This window comes from Rhodococcus sp. GB-02, from assembly GCF_053470465.1.
On the sequence record NZ_JBPUKE010000001.1, the window covers coordinates 2,283,492 to 2,303,040 of the forward strand.

Genomic DNA, 19,549 nt, shown 5'->3' on the forward strand with positions numbered 1-19,549 from the left:
ACGTGTCCGATTCTGCGTGGGTGGCAGGATTGTCGCCATGACGCTTGCCCAGGGAAGAGCACCGAAGGAGCCTGCCGAGGGGAAGGCGAGCCGACTCGAAGACGCAGTAGGGCCGCAGACGGAGGCAGTCGTCGATCTGGACGCGATCGCGCACAACGTGCGTGTTCTGCGTGAATTTGCCGGGGGCGCCGCGTTGATGGCGGTCATCAAGGCGGACGGATACAACCACGGCGCAGTTGCGGTGGCGCGGACGGCGCTCTCGGCCGGAGCCCGGGAACTCGGCGTCACCACCATCGCGGAGGCATTGGTTCTTCGCGAGGCAGGCATCACCGCTCCCGTCTTGGCCTGGCTGCATGGCGTCGACGCCGATTTCGCGTCGGCGATCCGCTTCGACGTCGAGATCGGGGTCTCCTCGCCGCGACACCTGGCTGCTGTGGTCGACGCGGCACGCGTTCTCGGACTACCGGCGACGGTGACGCTCAAGGTGGACACCGGTCTCAATCGCAACGGCGTATCGAGAACCGAGTGGCCGCAGATGCTCGACGACCTCGCCGCTGCCCGAGACGAGGGCACGATCCGGTTACGCGGAGTGTTCTCGCACCTTGCACACTCCGACGAGCCACATCATGACGTCATCGACATGCAGAAGCAGCGCCTGATCGACGCGGTTGCCGACGTCCGTGCCCACGGATTCGACCCCGAAGTTGTTCACCTTTCAAACTCGGCAGCGACGGTGACCCGCCCTGACCTGCGATTTGACATGGTTCGACCCGGAATCGCGATATATGGATTGTCTCCGGTGCCTGAACTCGGAGATTTCGGTTTACGACCGGCGATGACGCTGCGAGCGAAGGTGATTCTGGTGAAGAAGGTGGCCGCCGGAGAGGGCGTCTCCTACGGGCATCAGTGGGTCGCACCGCACGACACCACTCTTGCGCTGCTGCCCGTCGGCTACGCCGATGGCTTGTCTCGTTCACTGAGCGGCAAGTTCGAAGTGCAGTTGGGCGGTAAGCGTCGCCAGGCGGTCGGGCGGATCTGTATGGACCAGGTGCTGGTGGACCTGGGGCCGGACGGTGACGGAGTTCGCGAAGGTGACACCGCGATCTTCTTCGGGAACGGCGATCACGGCGAACCCAACGCGCAGGCCTGGGCCGACGTACTCGACACCATTCACTACGAGGTCGTGACCGGAATACGTGGACGCACTGTGCGTACGTACATCGGGGGAGAGACGTCATGAAGACTGCAGGAAAGATGAGCATTCTCGGTGGCCTGCTCAGCGCTGTGGCGCTCGGGTCGATGGCCGGCGTGAACGCATTCAAGACCGCGACGCGTCCGGGCCGCGAAATCTACGCCGACGAGGACTTCGACCTCATGACGCGCGACCGCAAGAGCACTGTGCGCACCGAGGACGGCGTCGAGCTGGCAGTTCGCGAAGTGGGACCGGACGACGCTCCGCTGACAGTCGTTTTCGTGCACGGATATTGCCTGAGTGCGCTGTCCTGGCATTTCCAGCGCCGCCAGCTCGAAGAGCGATGGGGCAACAAGGTTCGCATGGTGTTCTACGACCAGCGCGGACACGGAGATTCGGGTATGCCGCGCTCGAAGAGTTGTACGGTGTCGCAGCTCGGCCGCGACCTCGCGACCGTCGTCGAGGCCAAGGTACCGAAGGGGCCGATAGTTCTCGTCGGTCACTCGATGGGCGGCATGACGGTACTCGCGCTCGCCGGTCAGCGACCCGAATGGTTCGAGGGCCGAGTCATCGGTGTCGGGCTGGTCGCGACGACTGCGGCAGGACTGGCCGAGACCGGCCTGACCCGCAATCTGCAGAACCCGATCATCGACGGATTCCGGTTGGCAGTGCGCACCTCACCAGGAGTGGTTCAGCACGCTCGGGGCGCTGCGCGAGTACTGATCACGCCGATCTTGCGCGCGGCGTCGTACGGCACCGATGTCAGCCCGCGGCTGCATGAGCTGTCGGACGGCATGCTCGACCGGACCTCGGTTGTGACCATCGTGAATTTCCTGCGGACGTTGGAACTGCACGACGAGTCCGCGTCCTTAGAGGTCCTCGCGCACACACCGGCAGTCGTGATCTGCGGCGATCAAGACATGATGATTCCGTTCATCAGCTCCAAGCGTCTCGCTGCCGATCTCCCCGAATCGGAACTCGTGAGAGTTCACGGGGCCGGCCATCTGGTGCAGCTCGAGTTCCCGGCGATCGTCACGGACGCAATCGACAAGCTGGTGCAGCGTGCACAGGTCGAAGAGCGGTCCGATGTCGGCTGAGAACTCCACCGGACTTCCCGAATCCGGACAGATCACATTGGAAACGGCCGAGGATACCGAGGCTTTCGGCCGACGATTGGCGGCGGGACTTGTTGCCGGCGACCTGGTGGTGCTCGACGGACCGCTCGGGGCAGGCAAGACGGCACTTACTCGCGGAATCGGAGCGGGCCTCGGGGTGCAGGGGCGGGTGACGTCCCCCACGTTTGTCATCGCGCGTGAGCATCGACCGGGCACCCGTCCCGGCGGCGGCGATCCCGTCGGCATGATTCACGTCGACGCATACCGGCTGGGAGACAGCGGGCCGCATGCGCTCGACGAACTCGATGCCCTCGACCTCGACACCGACCTCACCGACGCGGTGGTGGTGGTCGAATGGGGTGGTGACGTCGTGGAAAGGCTCGTCGAACGGCACCTGCGAGTGCAGCTTCATCGGGAACCCGAATCGGATGTGCGGACTGCGAGTTGGTCTTGGACGTCGTGAAACTGAGTTTCGTGTCACCGACGTCGTGAAACTGAGTTTCGTGTCACCGACGTCGTGAAACGGCGTTTCGTGTCACAGCCGTCGTGACCCTCCCGGGCCGGAAGTGGTTCTTCACGTGCGAGTACCCTGAGAAATCGTGCTTGTTCTCGCAATTGACACCTCCACTCCGGCAGTCACTGCCGGAGTCGTCTCCCTGTCGGCTTCGTCACCGGACACAGAGTCACAGGACACAGAGTCACAGAGCACCGTGAAGACGCTTGCCGTGCGTGTCACGGTCAATCCTCGTGCGCACGCCGAGGTCTTGACTCCTCACGTCCTCGAATGCCTCGCCGAGGCAGGGCTCACGGCGGCAGAGTTGAACGCCGTCGTAGTGGGTGTCGGGCCGGGGCCGTACACAGGCTTGCGTGTCGGCATGGCGACTGGCGCTGCCTTCGGCGATGCTCTCGGTGTACCCGTGTACGGCGTCTGCAGCCTCGATGCCATCGCGGCTGCGGTACCGACCACGGAGAGCTTGCTCGTCGTGACCGACGCGAGGCGTCGCGAGATATATTGGGCGCGCTACGACGGCGGAGTGCGCGTCGAAGGACCGGCTGTGAATTCCGCCGGCGACGTTGATCCTTCGCCTTCGACGCTGATCGCCGGATCCGCTTCGCATGTGGACTTCTTCGATCTTCCCGTCGAACCGGCTGAGACGCCGTCACCGGCCGGGTTGGTGACAGTCGCTGCTCGCGAGATTCTGGCCGGATCGGTTCCGGCCCCGCTAGAGCCGCTGTACCTCCGACGCCCGGACGCGAAGACCCTCGCAGAACGTGGCAAGTGACAGAGCAGATGAAGTACAGCATCGAGCCGATGAACGTCGATGACGCCGAACGATGCGCCGAATTGGAACGCGCCTTGTTCGCGGGCGACGGACCATGGAGCGCGCAAGCCTTCGTCTCGGAGCTTGCGGGTGCACATAATCATTACTTCGTTGCCAGAGAACCCGACGGTCATGTCCTCGGCTACGCCGGAGTTGCTCTGTTGGGGGCGTCGCCGAACATGGAGGCCGAGGTTCACACCATCGGCACGGATCCTTCGGCTCAGCGGGTGGGAATCGGCGGCGCATTGCTCGATGCGCTTCTGACGCTGGCGGATTCACGGCAGTGCCCGGTGTTCCTGGAAGTGCGCACCGACAACGAACCTGCCATCGCGCTGTACCGGCGCGAAGGATTCGAGATCGTCGGAACACGAAAGAAGTACTACCAGCCCAGTGGGGCAGATGCGTACACGATGAGACGGCCCGCCGTGCTCGGTGTCCGCGAAATTGAGGAGCAGCAAGCATGATCGTCATGGGTGTCGAAAGCTCTTGCGACGAAACAGGTGTGGGTATCGTCCGCTGGAACGGTGACGGAACCTGCGAACTGTTGGCCGACGAGGTGGCATCGAGCGTGGATCAGCACGCCAGGTACGGGGGAGTGGTTCCCGAAGTGGCCTCGCGGGCTCACCTCGAGGCGATAGTGCCGACGATGCGCCGTGCCCTTGCTGCCGCCGGTATCGAGAAGCCCGACGCACTAGCCGTCACCATCGGACCCGGCCTGGCCGGCGCGCTGCTGGTCGGTGTCGCCGCCGCGAAAGCCTATGCGGCAGCATGGAACATCCCGTTCTATGCGGTCAATCATCTCGGCGGTCACGTCTCGGTGGACACTCTCGAGCACGGTCCGTTGCCCTCGTGCGTCGCATTGCTGGTCTCCGGTGGTCACACGCACCTGCTTCACGTCGAAGATCTGGGCAAGCCCATTGTCGAACTGGGCACGACCGTCGACGATGCCGCCGGCGAGGCCTTCGACAAGGTGGCCAGGCTGCTCGGACTCGGCTTTCCCGGTGGGCCGGCACTCGATGCTGCTGCGCAAGAGGGAGATCGGAACGCAATCGCCTTCCCTCGCGGCATGACGGGGCCGCGCGATTCGCGGCACGACTTCTCGTTCTCGGGACTCAAGACGTCCGTCGCGCGCTATGTCGAATCGAAAGAGCGCGCAGGCGAGACCTTTTCGATCCCGGACATCGCTGCCTCGTTCCAGGAAGCGGTTGCAGACGTCCTGACGATGAAGGCAGTGCGTGCAGCCGAGGACGTCGGGGTCGACACGTTGGTTCTCGGCGGCGGCGCCACGGCCAATTCGCGTATCCGCTCACTCGCTGAGCAGCGCTGCGCCGAAGCGGGCATCACGTTGCGCATTCCGAAACCTCGACTGTGCACGGACAACGGTGTGATGATCGCTTCGTTGGCCGCCCACCTGATCGGAAACGGCGCAGGCCCTTCGGAATTGAGTGTTGCGACGGACCCGGGGCTGTCGGTCTCAGTCAGCCAGTTGATGCGCTGAGAATCAGCCGACTGAGAATCAGCCGACGGGGGCCGGTTCCCGGTCCGGTGTGATCGCGGGACCGTTTTGGGGCATCGACGTATTCGGTTCACTGGGCTTCGTCGTCGGATCACCACCGCCGGGGGTAGTGATTTCGGTCTCGGTGGAACCGGATCCAGGATTTTCCGGCGTCGTCGGGTTCTCGCCGCCGCTCTCACCCGGGCCGAGACCGCCGCCGGGGTTTGCCTCGGTCGGATCGACCGGGGGCGTCGCCTCGGTGTCCGGAAGCGTCGGCCACCACGCCGGTGGATCGGGCAGCGTGATTCCGGGGATGGTCGGCCAATTCGGAGTGGTCGTTGTCGTGGTCGGCGGCGTAGTTGTCGTCGAGGTGTCCGGGATCGGCGCAGGCGGAAGTGTGTACTGATGCGTTGTGTACGAGTGCGTGTCGTAAGGCTGTGAGTCGAACGGGGTTGTGGGATAACCGTACTGAGGGTACGTGCTGCCTGCTACCGAAGGCAGAGGATCGTGAGACGGAATGATCGTTGATCCGGTGCTCGGTGTCGCTTCGGGGCTCACCGTCGTCGTGGTCGACCCGGTTCCGACGGGCGAGACCGCGGTGTCGTCGGTCGGCACCAATTCCTTTGCGCCGTAGCCAAGTACCAGTCCGCCGACCACGAGCGCACCGATCAAAGCTCCCGAGACCTTGGCGGTGGATCCGGAGCGCTGGTCACTTCCGGAGCCCAGCAGCGGGAAACGAATTGCGGTGATCGAATCTGCCAGGAGTGCAGCACCTTTGGTTGCCGCAGTCTCGGGCTCGACGATCTCGACCAGGGGGACATCGACGGCAGCGGCGACGGCGGACCGCACGGCTGGAATGTGTGCGCCACCGCCGATGAGTACGACGGCACCGACGGGCCGCGGTGAGCCGTTCACGACTTCACGGATGAAGGTGACGGCGCGCTCGATATCCTGGGCGATGATGGCCTCGAACTCGTCGCGCGTGATCGCCATCGCGTCGACCGGAAGGTCGATGGTCACCTTGGTGGCAGTGGACAGTTGCTCTTTGGCGACATGGCACCGGGCGGCAAGAAGTTCTGCGTCGGTATACCGGCGCAAGTGCCCTGGCGCCTTCTCCGTCACGAAGTCGACCAATGCCCGGTCGATTCCGGCCCCCGCGAGGGCGTCGATACGGTCAGAGTGCAGAACTTCACCGGTGTGGTCGACCACGGACACGGTCAGGCCCTGATCGCCGACGTCCACCTGAGCTGTCGCGTCGTACCGCTCAGTCTTCCCGGTCTCGGCAAGGTAAGCGTGTACGGCGGCAGGTTCGGGGATGGCACGGACCTGCTTCGGCGAGCGGGAGAGCGATGACCTGATGCTCGCGAGTTGATCGTCCGTGCGGTAGCTGACACCGATCGAGCGCGGCGCCGCAGATCCGTCCGTTACCTGCGTCGTCATCAGCTTGATGGAAGCGCGGACGAGGTCGCCGACATTGGAATTGGCCTGATCGGCCGAGACGAATCGGGTCTCGGCAGGCACGGCTCCTGGCGCGTTTGTGCTGGTATCGGTGTCGACGAGGGCTGAATAGACACCGGAAGATCCAGTGGAAATTCCCAGTGAACAACTCATCGCGCACCTCCTCGCAGTCAATACCGGTCAATGTTCAATCGACCGCCGTTATATGAACGTTACAGAAGGTTCGTGAGGATTGCTCAGTGCTTTTCGTCTCCGTGACGCCCTTTTCGGACCGAAAGGGTGGTTTTACCTGCGAAATTGTCGATCATTGATTCATGCGGAAAAAAGGCGATTCTCCCCACATCGACCGGAAACGACGACGCGCGCTGATCCGTGGTGCAGTGCTTCGACCCACGCTGACGGTGATCGCCTTCGGATGCGCATATTTCTTTCTGCCGTGGATCGATGTACATACCGCGAGTGCAATCGTCCTCTTGATCGGTGGAGGCGCCGCGGTACTTGCCGTGACCACCTGGCAGGTGCGGCGAATTCTGCGTTCCGATGTGCCTTCTCTGCAGGCCGTGGAAGCTGTGGCGGTGGTGATGCCGACGTACTTGTTGTTGGTATCCATCACCTATTTTTCGGTCGAGCATGCAAGCCCCGGCAGTTTTACCGAACCGCTGTCGCGTATGGCGGCGCTGTACTTTTCGTTGTCCGTCTTCTCGACAGTCGGATTCGGCGACATCGCCGCGCAGACGGACCTTGCCAGGGGGCTCGTGAGCCTTCAGATCGTCTGCAACCTGGTGTTGATCGGATTCGGTGTTCGATTCGTCGTTGCCGCAGTGTCGTGGGCGAAAGCGCACCGCTCGCCTTCGAGCGGACCTGAAATCACCTAGGACACTGCGGCAATCGGAGTCATCGTCCGGTGTGAACCAACAATTCGACGTTCTGGTCGACGCCGGTACCCGTCAGCTTCGGGTCGCGGTGGATGTCGTTGAACGACAGTTCGCGGTACAGCGAGGCGAGTCCGGCTGCCGACTTGTCGCTGTAGTCGACGGAATTGGGGCTCTCCGCTTCGAAGAGCGTCGCAAGCAACGACACCGTTCCGTCGTGGTTGTCCGCGATCTCGATGATGCGCCCGAGCTGCGGGTAATCGATGTGAGAGGCGGTGTTGATCTCCCAGAAGCCCTGCTCGGGGGTCGCGCCGGGCCACGGGGTGATCTTGTTCTCGTGGGTGTGTCCGTTAACCCAGGCAAGTACGTTCGGGAAACGATGCAGCAAGTCGAGAAGCTGTGAACCGCGCAGGCGTGGCTCGAGGACGTTCTCGGGGTCGGGAATGAGATTGTCCATCGTGTCGCTCGTGTGATGGCTGAACAGCACGAAATACGTGTCACTTCGCGACTCGGTGACGCGAGAGCCCGCAGCGTCGTAGTAGGTGCTGCTGCCGGCGCGCAGGGTGTTCTCGATCCACTGGAACTGAGCGGCGCCCAACGAACCGTCGACAAGGCCCGCGCGGTTGGTGGAGTCCATGCTGATGCCGACGACGCCCGGTGCGATTTGGAACGAGTAGTAACCGATCCCGGTTTCGCCGGCGTCGGGGGCGAAACCGTGTCCGACGGGGCCGGGACCGGTGTGCGCGGGATCAAGATGTGCGGCGATGAACTGCCGGGGTGTGAACGGTGCGCGCGACGGGTCGGGGGTGACCTGGCGCGGCGGCGTCGTGAAGGCGGAAAGGATTCCGGGAATCGCACTGGGATCGAACTTGGTGGCGATGTCGATCTGCTTGGCCTGCTCCGGTGAACCGGGCACCTCGAATTTGAGAGAGCCTGTGTACATCGCTTCGAGCGGCGGGATGCCGCTGGGCACCGTGCCGGACACCGAATCGTCGTGATTGCCGAACACGCAATACCAAGGGGTGTTCAGGCCGGGGCTCGACACGGGAGTGAAAGCGGCACCGAAGAAATCGGGGATCTCGGGAAAACCGGCCTTCTTGTACATGTCGAGCATCGGTGACTCGGGGTTCCAGTACAGATCCGCGCCCGAGTTCTGGACACCCTCGTAGCGATCCTTGGCGCCGGTGTTGGCAACGACGGTTCCACCGTTGAGGGAGGTGAGGAACCAGTCGAGTTCGGCGAATTCCTTGTTGTCCGTGTTGTCGCCGGTGGTGACAACGGCATCGAAGGGTCGCGACATGTGTGGGCCACTGCCGATCGAATTGACTCGTCGGACAAGTGAAATCAGCCCGTGCGCCGTCAGAGTCTCCTGTGGGCGGAACGCCGAGCCGGTGATCTGGTGTACGTACTCGAATCGCATGGGGGACTGGGCGTCGACGATGTGGACGTCGGTCAGCTGCACGAGCGAGGCGAGTGCGGTGCGGCGATCCTCGCGTCCTGACTTCGGCTCGGCCAACTCGCTGCGCACGATGTTCGCCCAACCCGGCCCGGCGGTGAGCTTGGTGTAGCCGCTGCTGCTGACGGGGGTGGACACGGACTCGAGAGTGGTGCCAGGACCTGACGTCGGAATGGTCGACGCGCCTGCATATTGCAGGCCCCACGGCTTGCCAAGGCTGACCGCGCCGACGGCGCCGAGTCCGGCGAAGGTCAGAAAACTACGGCGATTGATGTTCGTCACGAAGTGAACAATAGGTGAACGTGGTGGACGGTTGTCCTGTTTCGCTCAGGACGAAGAGAAAAATGCGCCCAGTCCTTGAGGGTTGGCACTCTCACGTATAGAGTGCCAATTGGCGCTGATCGAGTTCCGGCACCCGCGACGACGGGACTGCAGTGACGCGCCGTAAACGGCATACCCAAACAGCTGTCCGAGGATCGCCTCGGACGCACATACCCCAAAGTGGAGGGCTCATCGTGGCGAGCGTCAACATCAAGCCGCTCGAGGACAAGATCCTCGTCCAGGCCAACGAGGCTGAAACGACGACGGCTTCCGGCCTGGTCATTCCTGACACAGCCAAGGAAAAGCCCCAGGAGGGCACCGTCGTTGCAGTCGGCGAAGGCCGCGTCAACGAGCAGGGCAACCGCATCCCGGTCGACGTCAAGGAGGGTGACACGGTCATCTACTCCAAGTACGGCGGAACCGAGATCAAGTACGCCGGCCAGGAATACCTGATCCTGTCGGCACGCGACGTGCTGGCTGTCGTCTCCAAGTAAGACACACGTGATCCGCCCCGGAGTCCACACAGGATCCCGGGGCGGAATGCGTTCACGCCCCGAAGATTCAGGAGCTGACAGAACAGATGTCCAAGCAAATTGCGTTCAACGAGACCGCACGCCGCGCTCTCGAAGCCGGAGTCGACAAGCTTGCCGACGCCGTCAAGGTGACCTTGGGCCCGCGTGGACGCCACGTCGTGCTCGCCAAGGCATTCGGCGGCCCCACCGTCACCAACGACGGTGTGAGCATCGCCCGTGAGATCGAGCTCGAAGATCCCTTCGAGAACCTCGGCGCACAGCTCGTCAAGAGCGTCGCCACCAAGACCAACGATGTTGCCGGCGACGGCACCACCACCGCGACCGTCCTGGCCCAGGCCATCGTTCGCGGCGGACTCAAGAACATCGCAGCGGGCGCAAACCCGATGGCGCTCGGCGTCGGCATCAACGCCGCAGCCGACAAGGTCGTCGAGGAACTGCTCGCCGCAGCCACCCCCGTCGAGGGTGAGAAGTCGATCGCTCAGGTCGCCACTGTCTCCTCGCGTGACGAAGAGATCGGCAAGCTCGTCGGCGAGGCACTCACCCGTGTCGGAACCGACGGCGTCGTGACGGTCGAGGAATCCTCCACCGTTGCAACCGAACTCGTTGTCACCGAAGGCGTTCAGTTCGACAAGGGCTACCTCTCGCCCTACTTCGTCACCGACATCGATGCGCAGAAGGCCGTCTACGAAGACGCGCTGATCCTGCTCTTCCGCGAGAAGATCAGCTCACTTCCCGATTTCCTGCCGCTGCTCGAGAAGGTTGCCGAATCCGGCAAGCCGCTCTTGATCATCGCCGAGGACATCGAGGGTGAAGTTCTCTCCACCCTGGTGGTCAACTCCATCCGCAAGACCATCAAGGCCGTCGCCGTCAAGGCGCCGTTCTTCGGTGATCGTCGCAAGGCATTCCTCGACGACCTCGCAGTCGTCACGGCAGGCACCGTCATCAACACCGACGTCGGTCTCTCCCTCAAGGAAGCCGGCCTCGAATTGCTCGGTAGCGCTCGCCGCGTTGTCGTCACCAAGGACGAGACGGTCATCGTCGACGGTGCAGGCACCGCTGACGACATCGCGACCCGCGTTGCGCAGTTGCGTCGCGAGATCGAGAACACCGATTCGGATTGGGACCGCGAGAAACTCGAAGAGCGTCTGGCGAAGCTGTCCGGTGGCGTGGCCGTCATCAAGGTCGGCGCAGCCACCGAAACCGATCTGAAGGAACGCAAGTTCCGCGTCGAGGATGCGGTCAACGCGGCCAAGGCAGCGGTTGCCGAAGGCATCGTCCCCGGTGGCGGATCGGCTCTCGTTCAGGCCGGTACAGCTCTGATCGGGAACCTCGGTCTGTCGGGCGACGAGGCCACCGGCGTAGCCGTGGTCCGTGAAGCCCTCAACGCTCCGTTGTTCTGGATCTCCAGCAACGCAGGCATCGACGGTTCCGTCGTTGTCAGCAAGGTCGCCGAGATGACCAAGGGCGAAGGCTTCAACGCCGCCACCCTCACCTACGGCAACCTGCTTGCCGACGGCGTCGTCGACCCGGTCAAGGTCACTCGCTCGGCAGTGGTCAACGCCGCTTCCGTCGCGCGCATGATCCTCACCACCGAGAGTGCCGTCGTAGAGAAGCCGACCGAGGAAGTTGCCGACACCGGACACGGTCACAGCCACTGACTCGCTGCTCGTAGTTTCGACAAAGAAGAGATCCCCCACCGGATTCCGGTGGGGGATCTCTTCTTTCGTCTGGTGATCAGATGAGCGGGATCGTCGCGAACGGCTCGCTGGTCGGCTGCTGCGATCCGCCGGGAGGTTCGATCGTGAACGCTAACTTCGTGTTCGGGCCGATGCCGTCGAGCACCACCTGGGTAGTGGGTTTGACGTCGCCCGGAGCCATCGTCCCCATCGGGATCATCGTGGTGCTGTCGGTGTCGCCCGGCACCAGCCACATCTGGTAGACGGTATCCGGGCTCGGGGGAGTCACATCGTTCATCACGAGAACTGCCGCGTCTTCGGAGGGGGAGAACAGCGTCGTCGCACTACCGCCGCCCGGGATCTCACGCGTGGTGGCATGAACGTCAGGTGCTGCCATGATTTCGGACGCGGAGTTCTGCGGCGGTGTGTTGTCGGACAGCGTGCGTCCGATTCCGATGCCGCCGACCAGGATTGCGACTGCGGCGGCCGCGGCAAGCGCCATGGTCCACGGGCGTCGACGGTTACGGCGCTCGGCCAGCGAGATCGGGGCGTCGGCAGCAGCGGTCTGTTCCGAGATCGAGGCGAGGACGCTGCTGCGCAGTGACGGCGGGGGCTCGACGGCGTCGACGACGGTCATCGCAGCCATGGTTTCGGCGGTGAGTCGGACCTGGGCGCCGAATTCGGCTCGGGTCGCGGAGTCTGAAGCGGCAAGTCGTCTGTCGACCTCACGGCGCTCGTCGAGGTCCAACGCATCGATCGCGTAGGCGTACGCGTAGTCGATCAGCTCTTCGTCCATCTCACATCACCCCCAAACATCCACGTAGGCGCAGTAGTCCGTCGCGAATTCGCGACTTGATCGTGGGAATCGCCACGCCGAGATCTTCGGCCACCTCGCGGTACGTTCGGCCGCCGTAGTAGGCGAGAGTCACCGATTGGCGCTGAGTGTCCGTCAGTGTCTCGAGACAGTCGGTGACAGCACGATGCTCGTCTCTTCGTGTCACTTCGTCGCTGACGACGTCGAACTCGGGAGTCGCATTGGTGGTGTCGTAGAGAGCCTGTCGATCCGAACTCGACTGTTCGGAGCGGACGCGGTCCACCGCGCGGCGGTGAGCGAGCGTCAGGAGCCAGGCGAGTGCGGACCCCTTGGCCGGATCGAAACTGTCGGCTGATTTCCAGGCTTGGAGGTAGACCTCTTGGACTGCTTCCTCGGAGAAGCCTGGATCACGGAGTACACGCAGAACCATGCCGTAGACGCGGGAGCTGGTTCGGTCGTAGAACTCGGCGAAGGCGCCCTGGTCGCCGCCGGCAACGTTCGCGAGGATCACGGCCAGCTCGCGTGATTCCACGATTCGCGCGGTGCGGGCCGCAGAATTGTCCGTCGGGCATGCGCCGGCCGCATCCGACGCATGGTCTGGCTCGCTCACGAAGAGTTGTCTCGCTTCATCGCGTACAACCGTAGCGTGCATGTCCGGTTCTTTTCTCTAGGCCCGCCGTTGGCCGCTGTGCGCCTTTGTTAACCGCAGGGGTTGACAAAGGCGCACAGCAGGTGGGGACTACTGCGGCATCAGCACCGAATCGATGAGGTAGACGGTGGCGTTTGCGGTCTTGACTCCACCGCAGACGACGGTTGCGTCGTTGACCTTGATGTTGTCACCGGATCCGGTGACGGTGACTGTTCCGCCCTCGGCGGTGGGGTGCGTTCCGTCGATTGCGTCAGGGGCGATCTGGCCGGGAACCACGTGGTAGGTGAGGATCTTGGTCAGCGTGGCGCTGTCCGTCTTGAGGCTGTCGATCGTGGCGGGGTCGATCTTGGCGAATGCCGAGTCGATCGGTGCAAAGACGGTGAACTCGCCACCGTTGAGAGTGTCGACCAAGTTGACGTCCGGGTTGAGCTGGCCGGAGACCGCAGCGGTCAAGGTGGTGAGCAACGGATTGTTGGATGCCGCTGTGGCAACCGGATCCTGGGCCATTCCGCTGACCGATCCGGCGCCGCTCGGCACTGCAGCGGCGTAGTCGGCACAACCGGCACCGACCAGATCAGAAGCGGGCTCTGCCATCGCGCTGCTGGGAGACATGCTCGATCCCATGGGCGAAGACGTCATGGCGGCGCTCGAGGTGTCCGTCGACGAATCGTTGTCGTCGGAGGAGCAACCGACTACACCGAAGACGGCGAAAGAGGCTGCTGCGGTGACTGCCAGAACTCGAGTAGAGGTGTTCATGGGTCTGCCTTCCTGAAGGGATGTGCTGAGGTGCACTGTCAGAAGGCATTCGGAGTCGGTTGTCGACAGGATGGGTCGGTGTCGGAAATTCTTTTCACGAACTGATGTGGGCATGCAAAAGCCCCCGAAAACTCTCGGGGGCCTTGTGCTCTCGACCTGCGTGTATCAGGACGCTATGCGAGTGGTGCGACGGTGGCGTGCGTGTAGTTCACGTTCGGTTTCCGACATTCCGCCCCAGATCCCGTACGGCTCGGCGACGGTCAGCGCGTGGCTACGGCACTGCATCAGCACCGGGCACTGACGGCACATTTCTTTTGCGCGGGTTTCGCGCTGGGCACGTGCTCTACCGCGTTCGCCATCGGGATGGAAGAACATCGAGGAGTCGACTCCGCGGCACAGACCGTGCATCTGCCAGTCCCAGATGTCTGCGTTGGGGCCTGGAAGGTGATTCGGTGCAGGCATGTTGACTCCTTACTGCAAGCTCGCGTTGATCAACGAGCGGACCAAGTTGCCCGGAGGTTATCCGGGCCTTCTGAATCGTTCACGCTTGCTAACCGTAAGGGTGCTGAGTAAATCGCGTCAATAGGCTCGTTCAGTGGTGATCGGCATATATCGAAATGCGAGAGTTAACGAAGTGTATATTTACATTTCCGGTCCTTCGTGCGTTGCCTTGCGCCGATGTTGGAATCGGGTCGATCGAGGTGCTGGCCGGAAAGTCTGGCTGCTCGAGATGCGAAACCCACAGATCAGGGATATGTTTGCTGCTGACCGCCCGGCGGAATCACTCAGACATTCGGCTCGGTTTGCGTCATTTGTCCGATATTGAGCGGGTGGGGTTGTGCTCCATTTCGGGACTTAGTGCCCAAGTTTCAACTAGGACGTCTGTCCAATAAGTAATGCGCAGTTAACGTCACGGATATATGCCCGTTAAATATCATTACGAGTACATTTGGCAAATCTCAGTTGAATATCTGATTAACTCCGACAAACTTGCCTTTTCGCGTTTCTGTGCCACTTATGGCATCGGTCGGGCGCTTGTCTGCTGGGCTGCTGCGATGATCTACCTGTGTCGAGTCCTGAGCGCCCTGAAGCAGCTGTACGATCCAAGACCCTCGAGTCCGCCGCATTCGGCGCGGATCCGGACCTCGACCGGCTCCCGGCGCCTGGCTCCACCCGGGATTGGTGGACAACGGCAGTGGTTCTGGGTGGTCAGGGGTACTACGCCAGAGCGCGGGCGGCCTTGGATGTCCTGGACCGGCGCACCGCGGGGTTCTCGACGCATTCGGATCGAGTCCTTGCCTCTCTGTCTGCCAGCACGAGAGCGTCGTTTCTTCGTCAAAGCGGACGCCATGCGCTCGCAGCCACGTGCGACGGGCGCGCACTCGCGATAGTCGACGGGCCGCCTGTCAACCCGGAGGCTGCCTGTGATGCGCTGACCGGTCTGGCTGCGGACGCCCTCGGCTGCGGCCGGCTTCCGCTGGGCTGGCGGCTGTTGGGGGAGTGTCGGCGTCGTCTCGACGACGGTGCTCTGGTTGTCGACGGTGGGCTGTGGCGGCAGGAAATTCGGATCCAATGGGTCTCGGCGGAACTGGCTCTGGCGGGAGGTGACTTCACGCGCGCCCGCAGACACGCAGAACGCGCCGTCGATTTGTCAGGGGAATCGGAGTCTGTCCGGCACCGCGTGAAGTCGGATCTCTTGCGCAGCGCCGCTCTGACCGGAACAGACCCAAGCGCGGCCGTGGAGTCGGCAGTGGATGTGCTCGCACGGTGTCAGCAGTACGGCCTGCTGCCCCTGGCCTGGGCGTCGTCGATGTTGATCGAGGGTGTGAGCGGCGGGAGGACCTCGCCGAGCGCCCGTGAGATCGGCGATCTGATTGCGAGCCGTGGTGGATCACTCCTACCTTTGTCGTAGCCGCCCCACCGAAGCCTCAGGTGAACATTCCAGACAGGGGTGATTCGATATCGCGACTGCTGGGCGGGCATGCGGAGACCAGCCGGTCCGGATGGTTACTCTTAGAGGGTTCCGCTGAGAGCGGGAGCACACCCGCTCGGGAGGTGCCACTGTAACGCCAGGATTTTCGCTGACGATGACAAATACGAGCGATGAGTTGGACACCGCGGTCGCCGCTGCTGCGCAGGGCGACCGTACAGCTCTAGCTTTGGTTCTGGAGAACATCCGACCGATGGTGGTGCGCTACTGCCGCGGTCGAGTGGGTGCGGCCGAGCGGGGACACCTGTCCGCTGACGACGTCGCACAGGAAGTGTGTCTGGCCGTGATGACCGCACTGCCGCGTTATCAAGACCAGGGACGCCCGTTCATGGCCTTTGTGTACGGAATTGCGGCACACAAGGTTGCGGACGCACATCGAAGTTCCGCCCGTAACAAGTCGGAGCCCGTTTCCGAAGTACCGGATGTAATAGCACTGGATGATGGTCCCGAACAGCGAGCACTCGATTCGGAGTCCAGCAGACAGATGCACGAACTGCTCGGCACACTTCCGGAGAAGCATCGAGAAATCTTGATACTTCGCCTGGTGGTCGGGATGTCGGCCGAGGAAACGGCCGTCGCCGTCGGTAGTACCGCCGGAGCTGTACGAGTCGCTCAGCACAGGGCGATCGCGAAACTGAAAAAAGAAGTAACGAAAGCAGGTGAGAGCTTTGGCTAGAGACGAGGGGCGTGACGCTTCGAATCTCGGTGATCTCGCCGACGACGGTACGCCAGTGGACTTGGCTGCGGTTCGGCGTGACGATGCGCTGATCGAATCCATTTCGAGTGGTGGACCGGTAGCAACCGATAGCACCGAACAGTACGAACTTGCGTTGATTCTCTCGCAATGGCGTGACGATGTCGTTGCGACTCCGATGCCCGAGGGTCCGTTGTTGGACGATGTCATCGCTGCGATCACAGCGACGCCGTCCGGCTTCTCCGATCGTCAGCGTTCACGTTCCCGTTCCCGATTGCGTGTGGTCCGCCCGATCGCCGCCGCCGCAGCTGTGGCAGCAGTGGTCTTCGGTGGCGCCACGGCGATGGCGTACGACGCCCAGCCCGGCGATGCTCTCTGGGGCGTCAAGCAGGTCGTCTTCACCGACGAGGCAAACTCGACGGTGGCGAAGATCGACACGACGTCCGAGCTGGAAAAGGCCGAACGCTTGTTGGCTGCCGGAGACATTCCCGCGGCAAAGATGGTGCTGGACAACGCAGCTCACCGTGCCGATGCGGTCAAGGACTCGCAGGACAAGACCGACCTCGTCGAGCGTTGGGGCAAGTTGATGACGCAGGTCCAGGAGACCACGTCACCCTTGGCGCCGCCCCCGACGAGTGGTCAGCCGGCTGCACCGTCGACTTTGAACACGGCGATTCCTGGCTCCTCGGTCAAGCCGGTCAGCCCACAGGGCCCGGGCGGACCGACGAGTTCGACCAAACCGGATCCGGGAGTACAGCTGCAGTCGCCGCCCACCTCGGTGTCCTCGGCACCGCCGACCTCGTTGCCGACAACAACCACGACTACAACGACCACCACCACGACAACGACGTCTCTGGCACCTGCCTCGTCGCCGTCCGGTGATTTCTCGTCACCCCCGCCCTGAGACCCCAGGCGTGAGATCCCAGCCCTGATCGGCATCGTTCCTATCTGACTTCATACGAAAGTGGCCGACAAGCAATTGCTTGTCGGCCACTTTCGTATGACTTGGTGAGGTTTCGCTCAGCTGTCGAAACCGTCGCCGTGCATCGCCTCGTTCATCGACGCGTCGGCGTATCCACGGCAGTAGTCCCACGTGACATATGCCTCAGGCATCGGGTCGTAGGCAGGCTCGTGGGGGCGGACGGTTCCGTCCACGAGCAGCTGCAGCAGGTTTGCGCGCAGCATGTCCCAGTCGTGGTAGTGATCTTGTTGGCAGTCCTCGCAGCAGACTACGAGACCGCGGATACCGCGGTGAGCGAGGAGTGCCTCGTATACAGCGAGGTCAGCGAGATCCTCCTCGACCGCTTGGCGTTCGTGGGGGTCGAGTGGTTGGCCCGGCTCGATGGCATCGAGAGCCGCGGAGGGGTCAGCTGGGTCGCCGGCGAAGGGATCTGGCGGCAGACCGGGGGGCAGTTGATCACGCACAGCACCACGGTACGCAGGTCAGGGGGGTCAGCGCCACTTGTTACGCGTACCCGCAGCGTGGGTGGGATGGTTCGGACCTTTGAGTGAGCCGATACCATGGTGTGCAACGCCGGGAAAAGGTGCCAGGAATTTCTTTCTGTGCAGGCGCCTTCTATCCGATATCCAGCTTTCGTAATCCGTTTCGAGGCGACTGCTACAGCGGTCGCCCTGGGCGAATCTAGGTCCATGGAGGGTCCTGACCGCATGAGTAGTTCTGCAGGACATGTACACACCGGAGGAGACGACCCCAACAAGGTCGCGATGCTGGGACTGACATACGACGACGTGCTGCTGTTGCCTGCTGCGTCCGACGTCATCCCGAGCCAGGTCGACACGTCCAGTCAACTGACCCGCGACATCCGTCTGCGGATTCCGTTGGTCAGTTCTGCGATGGACACCGTCACCGAGTCGCGTATGGCAATCGCCATGGCACGCGCCGGCGGCATGGGTGTTCTGCACCGCAACTCGTCGGTTGAGGTCCAGGCAGGACAGGTCGAGACGGTCAAGCGTTCCGAGGCCGGAATGGTGACCGATCCCGTCACGTGCAAGCCGACCGACACGATGGGTGAGGTCGACGCGAAGTGCGCTCGTTTCCGCATCTCGGGTCTGCCGGTCACCGACGACGCCGGCCAGCTGGTTGGCATCGTCACGAACCGGGACATGCGCTTCGAGGTCGACCAGAACCGCCCGGTCGCGGAGATCATGACCAAGATGCCGCTGATCACTGCTCAGGAAGGCGTCACCGCTGACGTAGCACTGGGCCTTCTTCGTCGGCACAAGATCGAGAAGCTGCCGATCGTCGACGGCAACGGCAAGCTCACCGGTCTGATCACGGTCAAGGACTTCGTCAAGACTGAGCAGCATCCCGACGCCACCAAGGACCGTGACGGTCGACTGCTCGTCGGCGCTGCAGTCGGTGCAGGCGACGACGCCTTCCAGCGCGCGATGGCGCTCACCGATGCCGGTGTGGACGTACTCGTGGTTGACAGTGCGCACGGGCATTCCTCCAACGTTCTCGACATGATCGCCAAACTCAAGCGTGAACTGGGTGAGCGGGTTCAGATCATCGGTGGCAACGTCGCTACGCGCGCGGGTGCTCTGGCACTGGTCGAAGCCGGCGTCGATGCCGTCAAGGTCGGAGTCGGTCCTGGTTCCATCTGCACCACCCGCGTCATCGCCGGTGTCGGTGCCCCTCAGGTCACGGCCATCCTGGAAGCGGTCGCCGCGTGCAAGCCTCTCGGTGTGCCCGTCATCGCTGACGGTGGACTCCAGTTCTCCGGTGACATCGCGAAGGCACTCGCCGCGGGTGCGTCGACGGCCATGCTGGGTTCACTCCTGGCCGGTACCGCTGAATCGCCCGGCGAACTGATTCTGGTCGGCGGCAAGCAGTTCAAGAGCTACCGCGGCATGGGTTCGCTCGGCGCGATGCAGTCGCGTGGCGAGGCCAAGTCGTACTCCAAGGACCGGTACTTCCAGGACGACGTACTTTCCGAGGACAAGTTGGTTCCGGAAGGCATCGAAGGACGTGTTCCGTTCCGTGGCCCGCTCTCCCAGGTGACGCATCAGCTCACCGGTGGTCTGCGTGCTGCCATGGGCTACACGGGGTCGGCGACGATCGAGCACCTGCAGAACGCTCAGTTCGTCCAGATCACGGCGGCCGGTTTGAAGGAAAGCCATCCGCACGACATCACGATGACTGTCGAAGCACCCAACTACACCGCTCGTTAGCAACCAGTACACGA

The 19,549-nt window shown here is 62.9% G+C and carries 20 protein-coding genes; 13 read left to right on the plus strand and 7 right to left on the minus strand.

Annotation, left to right across the window (positions count from 1 at the left end):
* Nucleotides 1–37: 37 nt before the first annotated feature.
* The 6 genes from alr to tsaD all read left to right on the plus strand — a co-directional run bounded on the left by alr (nucleotide 38) and on the right by tsaD (nucleotide 5,127).
* Nucleotides 38–1,240 carry an alanine racemase gene (gene alr / locus ACSW29_RS10780; protein WP_448277194.1) on the plus strand — a complete coding sequence of 401 codons (1,203 nt, stop codon included), beginning with the start codon at nucleotides 38–40 and terminating at the stop codon, nucleotides 1,238–1,240.
* Complete coding sequence (locus ACSW29_RS10785; RefSeq protein ID WP_003940782.1) at nucleotides 1,237–2,289, plus strand: alpha/beta fold hydrolase; 1,053 nt, start codon at nucleotides 1,237–1,239, stop codon at nucleotides 2,287–2,289. Before alr ends, ACSW29_RS10785 begins: the two co-directional genes overlap by 4 nt.
* The gene (tsaE, locus tag ACSW29_RS10790) at nucleotides 2,279–2,770 is read left to right on the plus strand and encodes a tRNA (adenosine(37)-N6)-threonylcarbamoyltransferase complex ATPase subunit type 1 TsaE (RefSeq protein WP_317825271.1); all 492 of its coding nucleotides are present in this window, start codon (nucleotides 2,279–2,281) and stop codon (nucleotides 2,768–2,770) included. Before ACSW29_RS10785 ends, tsaE begins: the two co-directional genes overlap by 11 nt.
* A 136-nt stretch (nucleotides 2,771–2,906) precedes the next feature.
* Entirely contained in the window at nucleotides 2,907–3,590 is a 684-nt protein-coding gene (tsaB, locus tag ACSW29_RS10795) for a tRNA (adenosine(37)-N6)-threonylcarbamoyltransferase complex dimerization subunit type 1 TsaB (protein ID WP_448277195.1), read from the plus strand.
* Nucleotides 3,591–3,598: 8 nt separating this feature from the next.
* Nucleotides 3,599–4,093, plus strand: coding sequence for a ribosomal protein S18-alanine N-acetyltransferase (gene rimI, locus ACSW29_RS10800; protein WP_230813198.1), 495 nt, complete (start codon nucleotides 3,599–3,601; stop codon nucleotides 4,091–4,093).
* The gene (tsaD, locus tag ACSW29_RS10805; RefSeq protein WP_230812278.1) at nucleotides 4,090–5,127 is read left to right on the plus strand and encodes a tRNA (adenosine(37)-N6)-threonylcarbamoyltransferase complex transferase subunit TsaD; all 1,038 of its coding nucleotides are present in this window, start codon (nucleotides 4,090–4,092) and stop codon (nucleotides 5,125–5,127) included. Before rimI ends, tsaD begins: the two co-directional genes overlap by 4 nt.
* 18 nt (nucleotides 5,128–5,145) lie before the next feature.
* Here the strand turns inward: tsaD and ACSW29_RS10810 are convergent, their stop codons facing one another.
* The gene (locus tag ACSW29_RS10810) at nucleotides 5,146–6,735 is read right to left on the minus strand and encodes an Hsp70 family protein (protein WP_448277196.1); all 1,590 of its coding nucleotides are present in this window, start codon (nucleotides 6,733–6,735) and stop codon (nucleotides 5,146–5,148) included.
* 161 nt (nucleotides 6,736–6,896) lie between these two features.
* Between ACSW29_RS10810 and ACSW29_RS10815 the strand changes: the two genes are divergently transcribed.
* A complete protein-coding gene (locus tag ACSW29_RS10815) occupies nucleotides 6,897–7,457 on the plus strand; it encodes a potassium channel family protein (protein ID WP_448277197.1) in 561 nt (186 codons plus the stop codon).
* Nucleotides 7,458–7,476: 19 nt separating this feature from the next.
* Here the strand turns inward: ACSW29_RS10815 and ACSW29_RS10820 are convergent, their stop codons facing one another.
* On the minus strand, nucleotides 7,477–9,192 hold the full coding sequence (locus ACSW29_RS10820) for a TIGR03767 family metallophosphoesterase (protein WP_448277198.1): 1,716 nt from the start codon (nucleotides 9,190–9,192) through the stop codon (nucleotides 7,477–7,479).
* A gap of 233 nt (nucleotides 9,193–9,425) precedes the next feature.
* Here ACSW29_RS10820 and groES point away from each other — a divergent pair, with 233 nt between their 5' ends.
* Together groES and groL are read left to right on the plus strand one after the other, a co-directional pair.
* A complete protein-coding gene (gene groES, locus ACSW29_RS10825) occupies nucleotides 9,426–9,725 on the plus strand; it encodes a co-chaperone GroES (RefSeq protein WP_003940763.1) in 300 nt (99 codons plus the stop codon).
* A gap of 86 nt (nucleotides 9,726–9,811) precedes the next feature.
* Nucleotides 9,812–11,422 carry a chaperonin GroEL gene (gene groL, locus ACSW29_RS10830; RefSeq protein WP_378447794.1) on the plus strand — a complete coding sequence of 537 codons (1,611 nt, stop codon included), beginning with the start codon at nucleotides 9,812–9,814 and terminating at the stop codon, nucleotides 11,420–11,422.
* A gap of 76 nt (nucleotides 11,423–11,498) precedes the next feature.
* Here groL and ACSW29_RS10835 read toward each other — a convergent pair whose 3' ends face one another.
* The 4 genes from ACSW29_RS10835 to ACSW29_RS10850 form a co-directional block, all read right to left on the minus strand.
* A complete protein-coding gene (locus ACSW29_RS10835; protein WP_317825277.1) occupies nucleotides 11,499–12,236 on the minus strand; it encodes an anti-sigma factor in 738 nt (245 codons plus the stop codon).
* Between the two features lies 1 nt (nucleotide 12,237).
* The gene (locus tag ACSW29_RS10840; RefSeq protein WP_317825278.1) at nucleotides 12,238–12,906 is read right to left on the minus strand and encodes a sigma-70 family RNA polymerase sigma factor; all 669 of its coding nucleotides are present in this window, start codon (nucleotides 12,904–12,906) and stop codon (nucleotides 12,238–12,240) included.
* 87 nt (nucleotides 12,907–12,993) lie between these two features.
* Nucleotides 12,994–13,659, minus strand: coding sequence for a fasciclin domain-containing protein (locus tag ACSW29_RS10845; protein WP_230812285.1), 666 nt, complete (start codon nucleotides 13,657–13,659; stop codon nucleotides 12,994–12,996).
* Nucleotides 13,660–13,824: 165 nt separating this feature from the next.
* On the minus strand, nucleotides 13,825–14,121 hold the full coding sequence (locus ACSW29_RS10850; RefSeq protein WP_003940939.1) for a WhiB family transcriptional regulator: 297 nt from the start codon (nucleotides 14,119–14,121) through the stop codon (nucleotides 13,825–13,827).
* A 604-nt stretch (nucleotides 14,122–14,725) separates the two neighbouring features.
* On the opposite strand from ACSW29_RS10850, the gene ACSW29_RS10855 reads away from it, so the two are divergent.
* From ACSW29_RS10855 to ACSW29_RS10865, 3 genes are all read left to right on the plus strand, one after another.
* The gene (locus ACSW29_RS10855; protein ID WP_448277199.1) at nucleotides 14,726–15,571 is read left to right on the plus strand and encodes a hypothetical protein; all 846 of its coding nucleotides are present in this window, start codon (nucleotides 14,726–14,728) and stop codon (nucleotides 15,569–15,571) included.
* A gap of 175 nt (nucleotides 15,572–15,746) precedes the next feature.
* Nucleotides 15,747–16,325: a sigma-70 family RNA polymerase sigma factor gene (locus tag ACSW29_RS10860; protein ID WP_003940953.1), complete on the plus strand. Its 579-nt coding sequence runs from the start codon at nucleotides 15,747–15,749 to the stop codon at nucleotides 16,323–16,325.
* Nucleotides 16,309–17,247, plus strand: a complete 939-nt coding sequence (locus ACSW29_RS10865; protein WP_230812288.1) for an anti-sigma-D factor RsdA — start codon at nucleotides 16,309–16,311, stop codon at nucleotides 17,245–17,247. The genes ACSW29_RS10860 and ACSW29_RS10865 overlap by 17 nt, the downstream gene beginning before the upstream one ends.
* A 116-nt stretch (nucleotides 17,248–17,363) precedes the next feature.
* Here the strand turns inward: ACSW29_RS10865 and ACSW29_RS10870 are convergent, their stop codons facing one another.
* Nucleotides 17,364–17,768 (minus strand): DUF5319 domain-containing protein, encoded by a 405-nt coding sequence (locus ACSW29_RS10870; RefSeq protein WP_003940777.1) that lies wholly within the window; start codon nucleotides 17,766–17,768, stop codon nucleotides 17,364–17,366.
* Nucleotides 17,769–18,011: 243 nt separating this feature from the next.
* On the opposite strand from ACSW29_RS10870, the gene guaB reads away from it, so the two are divergent.
* Nucleotides 18,012–19,535, plus strand: coding sequence for an IMP dehydrogenase (gene guaB / locus ACSW29_RS10875; RefSeq protein ID WP_003940903.1), 1,524 nt, complete (start codon nucleotides 18,012–18,014; stop codon nucleotides 19,533–19,535).
* Nucleotides 19,536–19,549: the final 14 nt, after the last annotated feature.

Excerpts from the sequence above, each read along its gene's own strand:
- alr (WP_448277194.1), top strand. The coding sequence starts at position 38 with ATGACGCTTGCCCAGGGAAGAGCACCGAAGGAGCCTGCCGAGGGGAAG.
- ACSW29_RS10785 (WP_003940782.1), top strand. The coding sequence starts at position 1,237 with ATGAAGACTGCAGGAAAGATGAGCATTCTCGGTGGCCTGCTCAGCGCT.
- tsaE (WP_317825271.1), top strand. The coding sequence starts at position 2,279 with ATGTCGGCTGAGAACTCCACCGGACTTCCCGAATCCGGACAGATCACA.
- rimI (WP_230813198.1), top strand. The coding sequence starts at position 3,599 with ATGAAGTACAGCATCGAGCCGATGAACGTCGATGACGCCGAACGATGC.
- tsaD (WP_230812278.1), top strand. The coding sequence starts at position 4,090 with ATGATCGTCATGGGTGTCGAAAGCTCTTGCGACGAAACAGGTGTGGGT.
- ACSW29_RS10810 (WP_448277196.1), bottom strand. The coding sequence starts at position 6,735 with ATGAGTTGTTCACTGGGAATTTCCACTGGATCTTCCGGTGTCTATTCA.
- ACSW29_RS10815 (WP_448277197.1), top strand. The coding sequence starts at position 6,897 with ATGCGGAAAAAAGGCGATTCTCCCCACATCGACCGGAAACGACGACGC.
- groL (WP_378447794.1), top strand. The coding sequence starts at position 9,812 with ATGTCCAAGCAAATTGCGTTCAACGAGACCGCACGCCGCGCTCTCGAA.
- ACSW29_RS10835 (WP_317825277.1), bottom strand. The coding sequence starts at position 12,236 with ATGGACGAAGAGCTGATCGACTACGCGTACGCCTACGCGATCGATGCG.
- ACSW29_RS10840 (WP_317825278.1), bottom strand. The coding sequence starts at position 12,906 with ATGCACGCTACGGTTGTACGCGATGAAGCGAGACAACTCTTCGTGAGC.
- ACSW29_RS10845 (WP_230812285.1), bottom strand. The coding sequence starts at position 13,659 with ATGAACACCTCTACTCGAGTTCTGGCAGTCACCGCAGCAGCCTCTTTC.
- ACSW29_RS10850 (WP_003940939.1), bottom strand. The coding sequence starts at position 14,121 with ATGCCTGCACCGAATCACCTTCCAGGCCCCAACGCAGACATCTGGGAC.
- ACSW29_RS10860 (WP_003940953.1), top strand. The coding sequence starts at position 15,747 with ATGACAAATACGAGCGATGAGTTGGACACCGCGGTCGCCGCTGCTGCG.
- guaB (WP_003940903.1), top strand. The coding sequence starts at position 18,012 with ATGAGTAGTTCTGCAGGACATGTACACACCGGAGGAGACGACCCCAAC.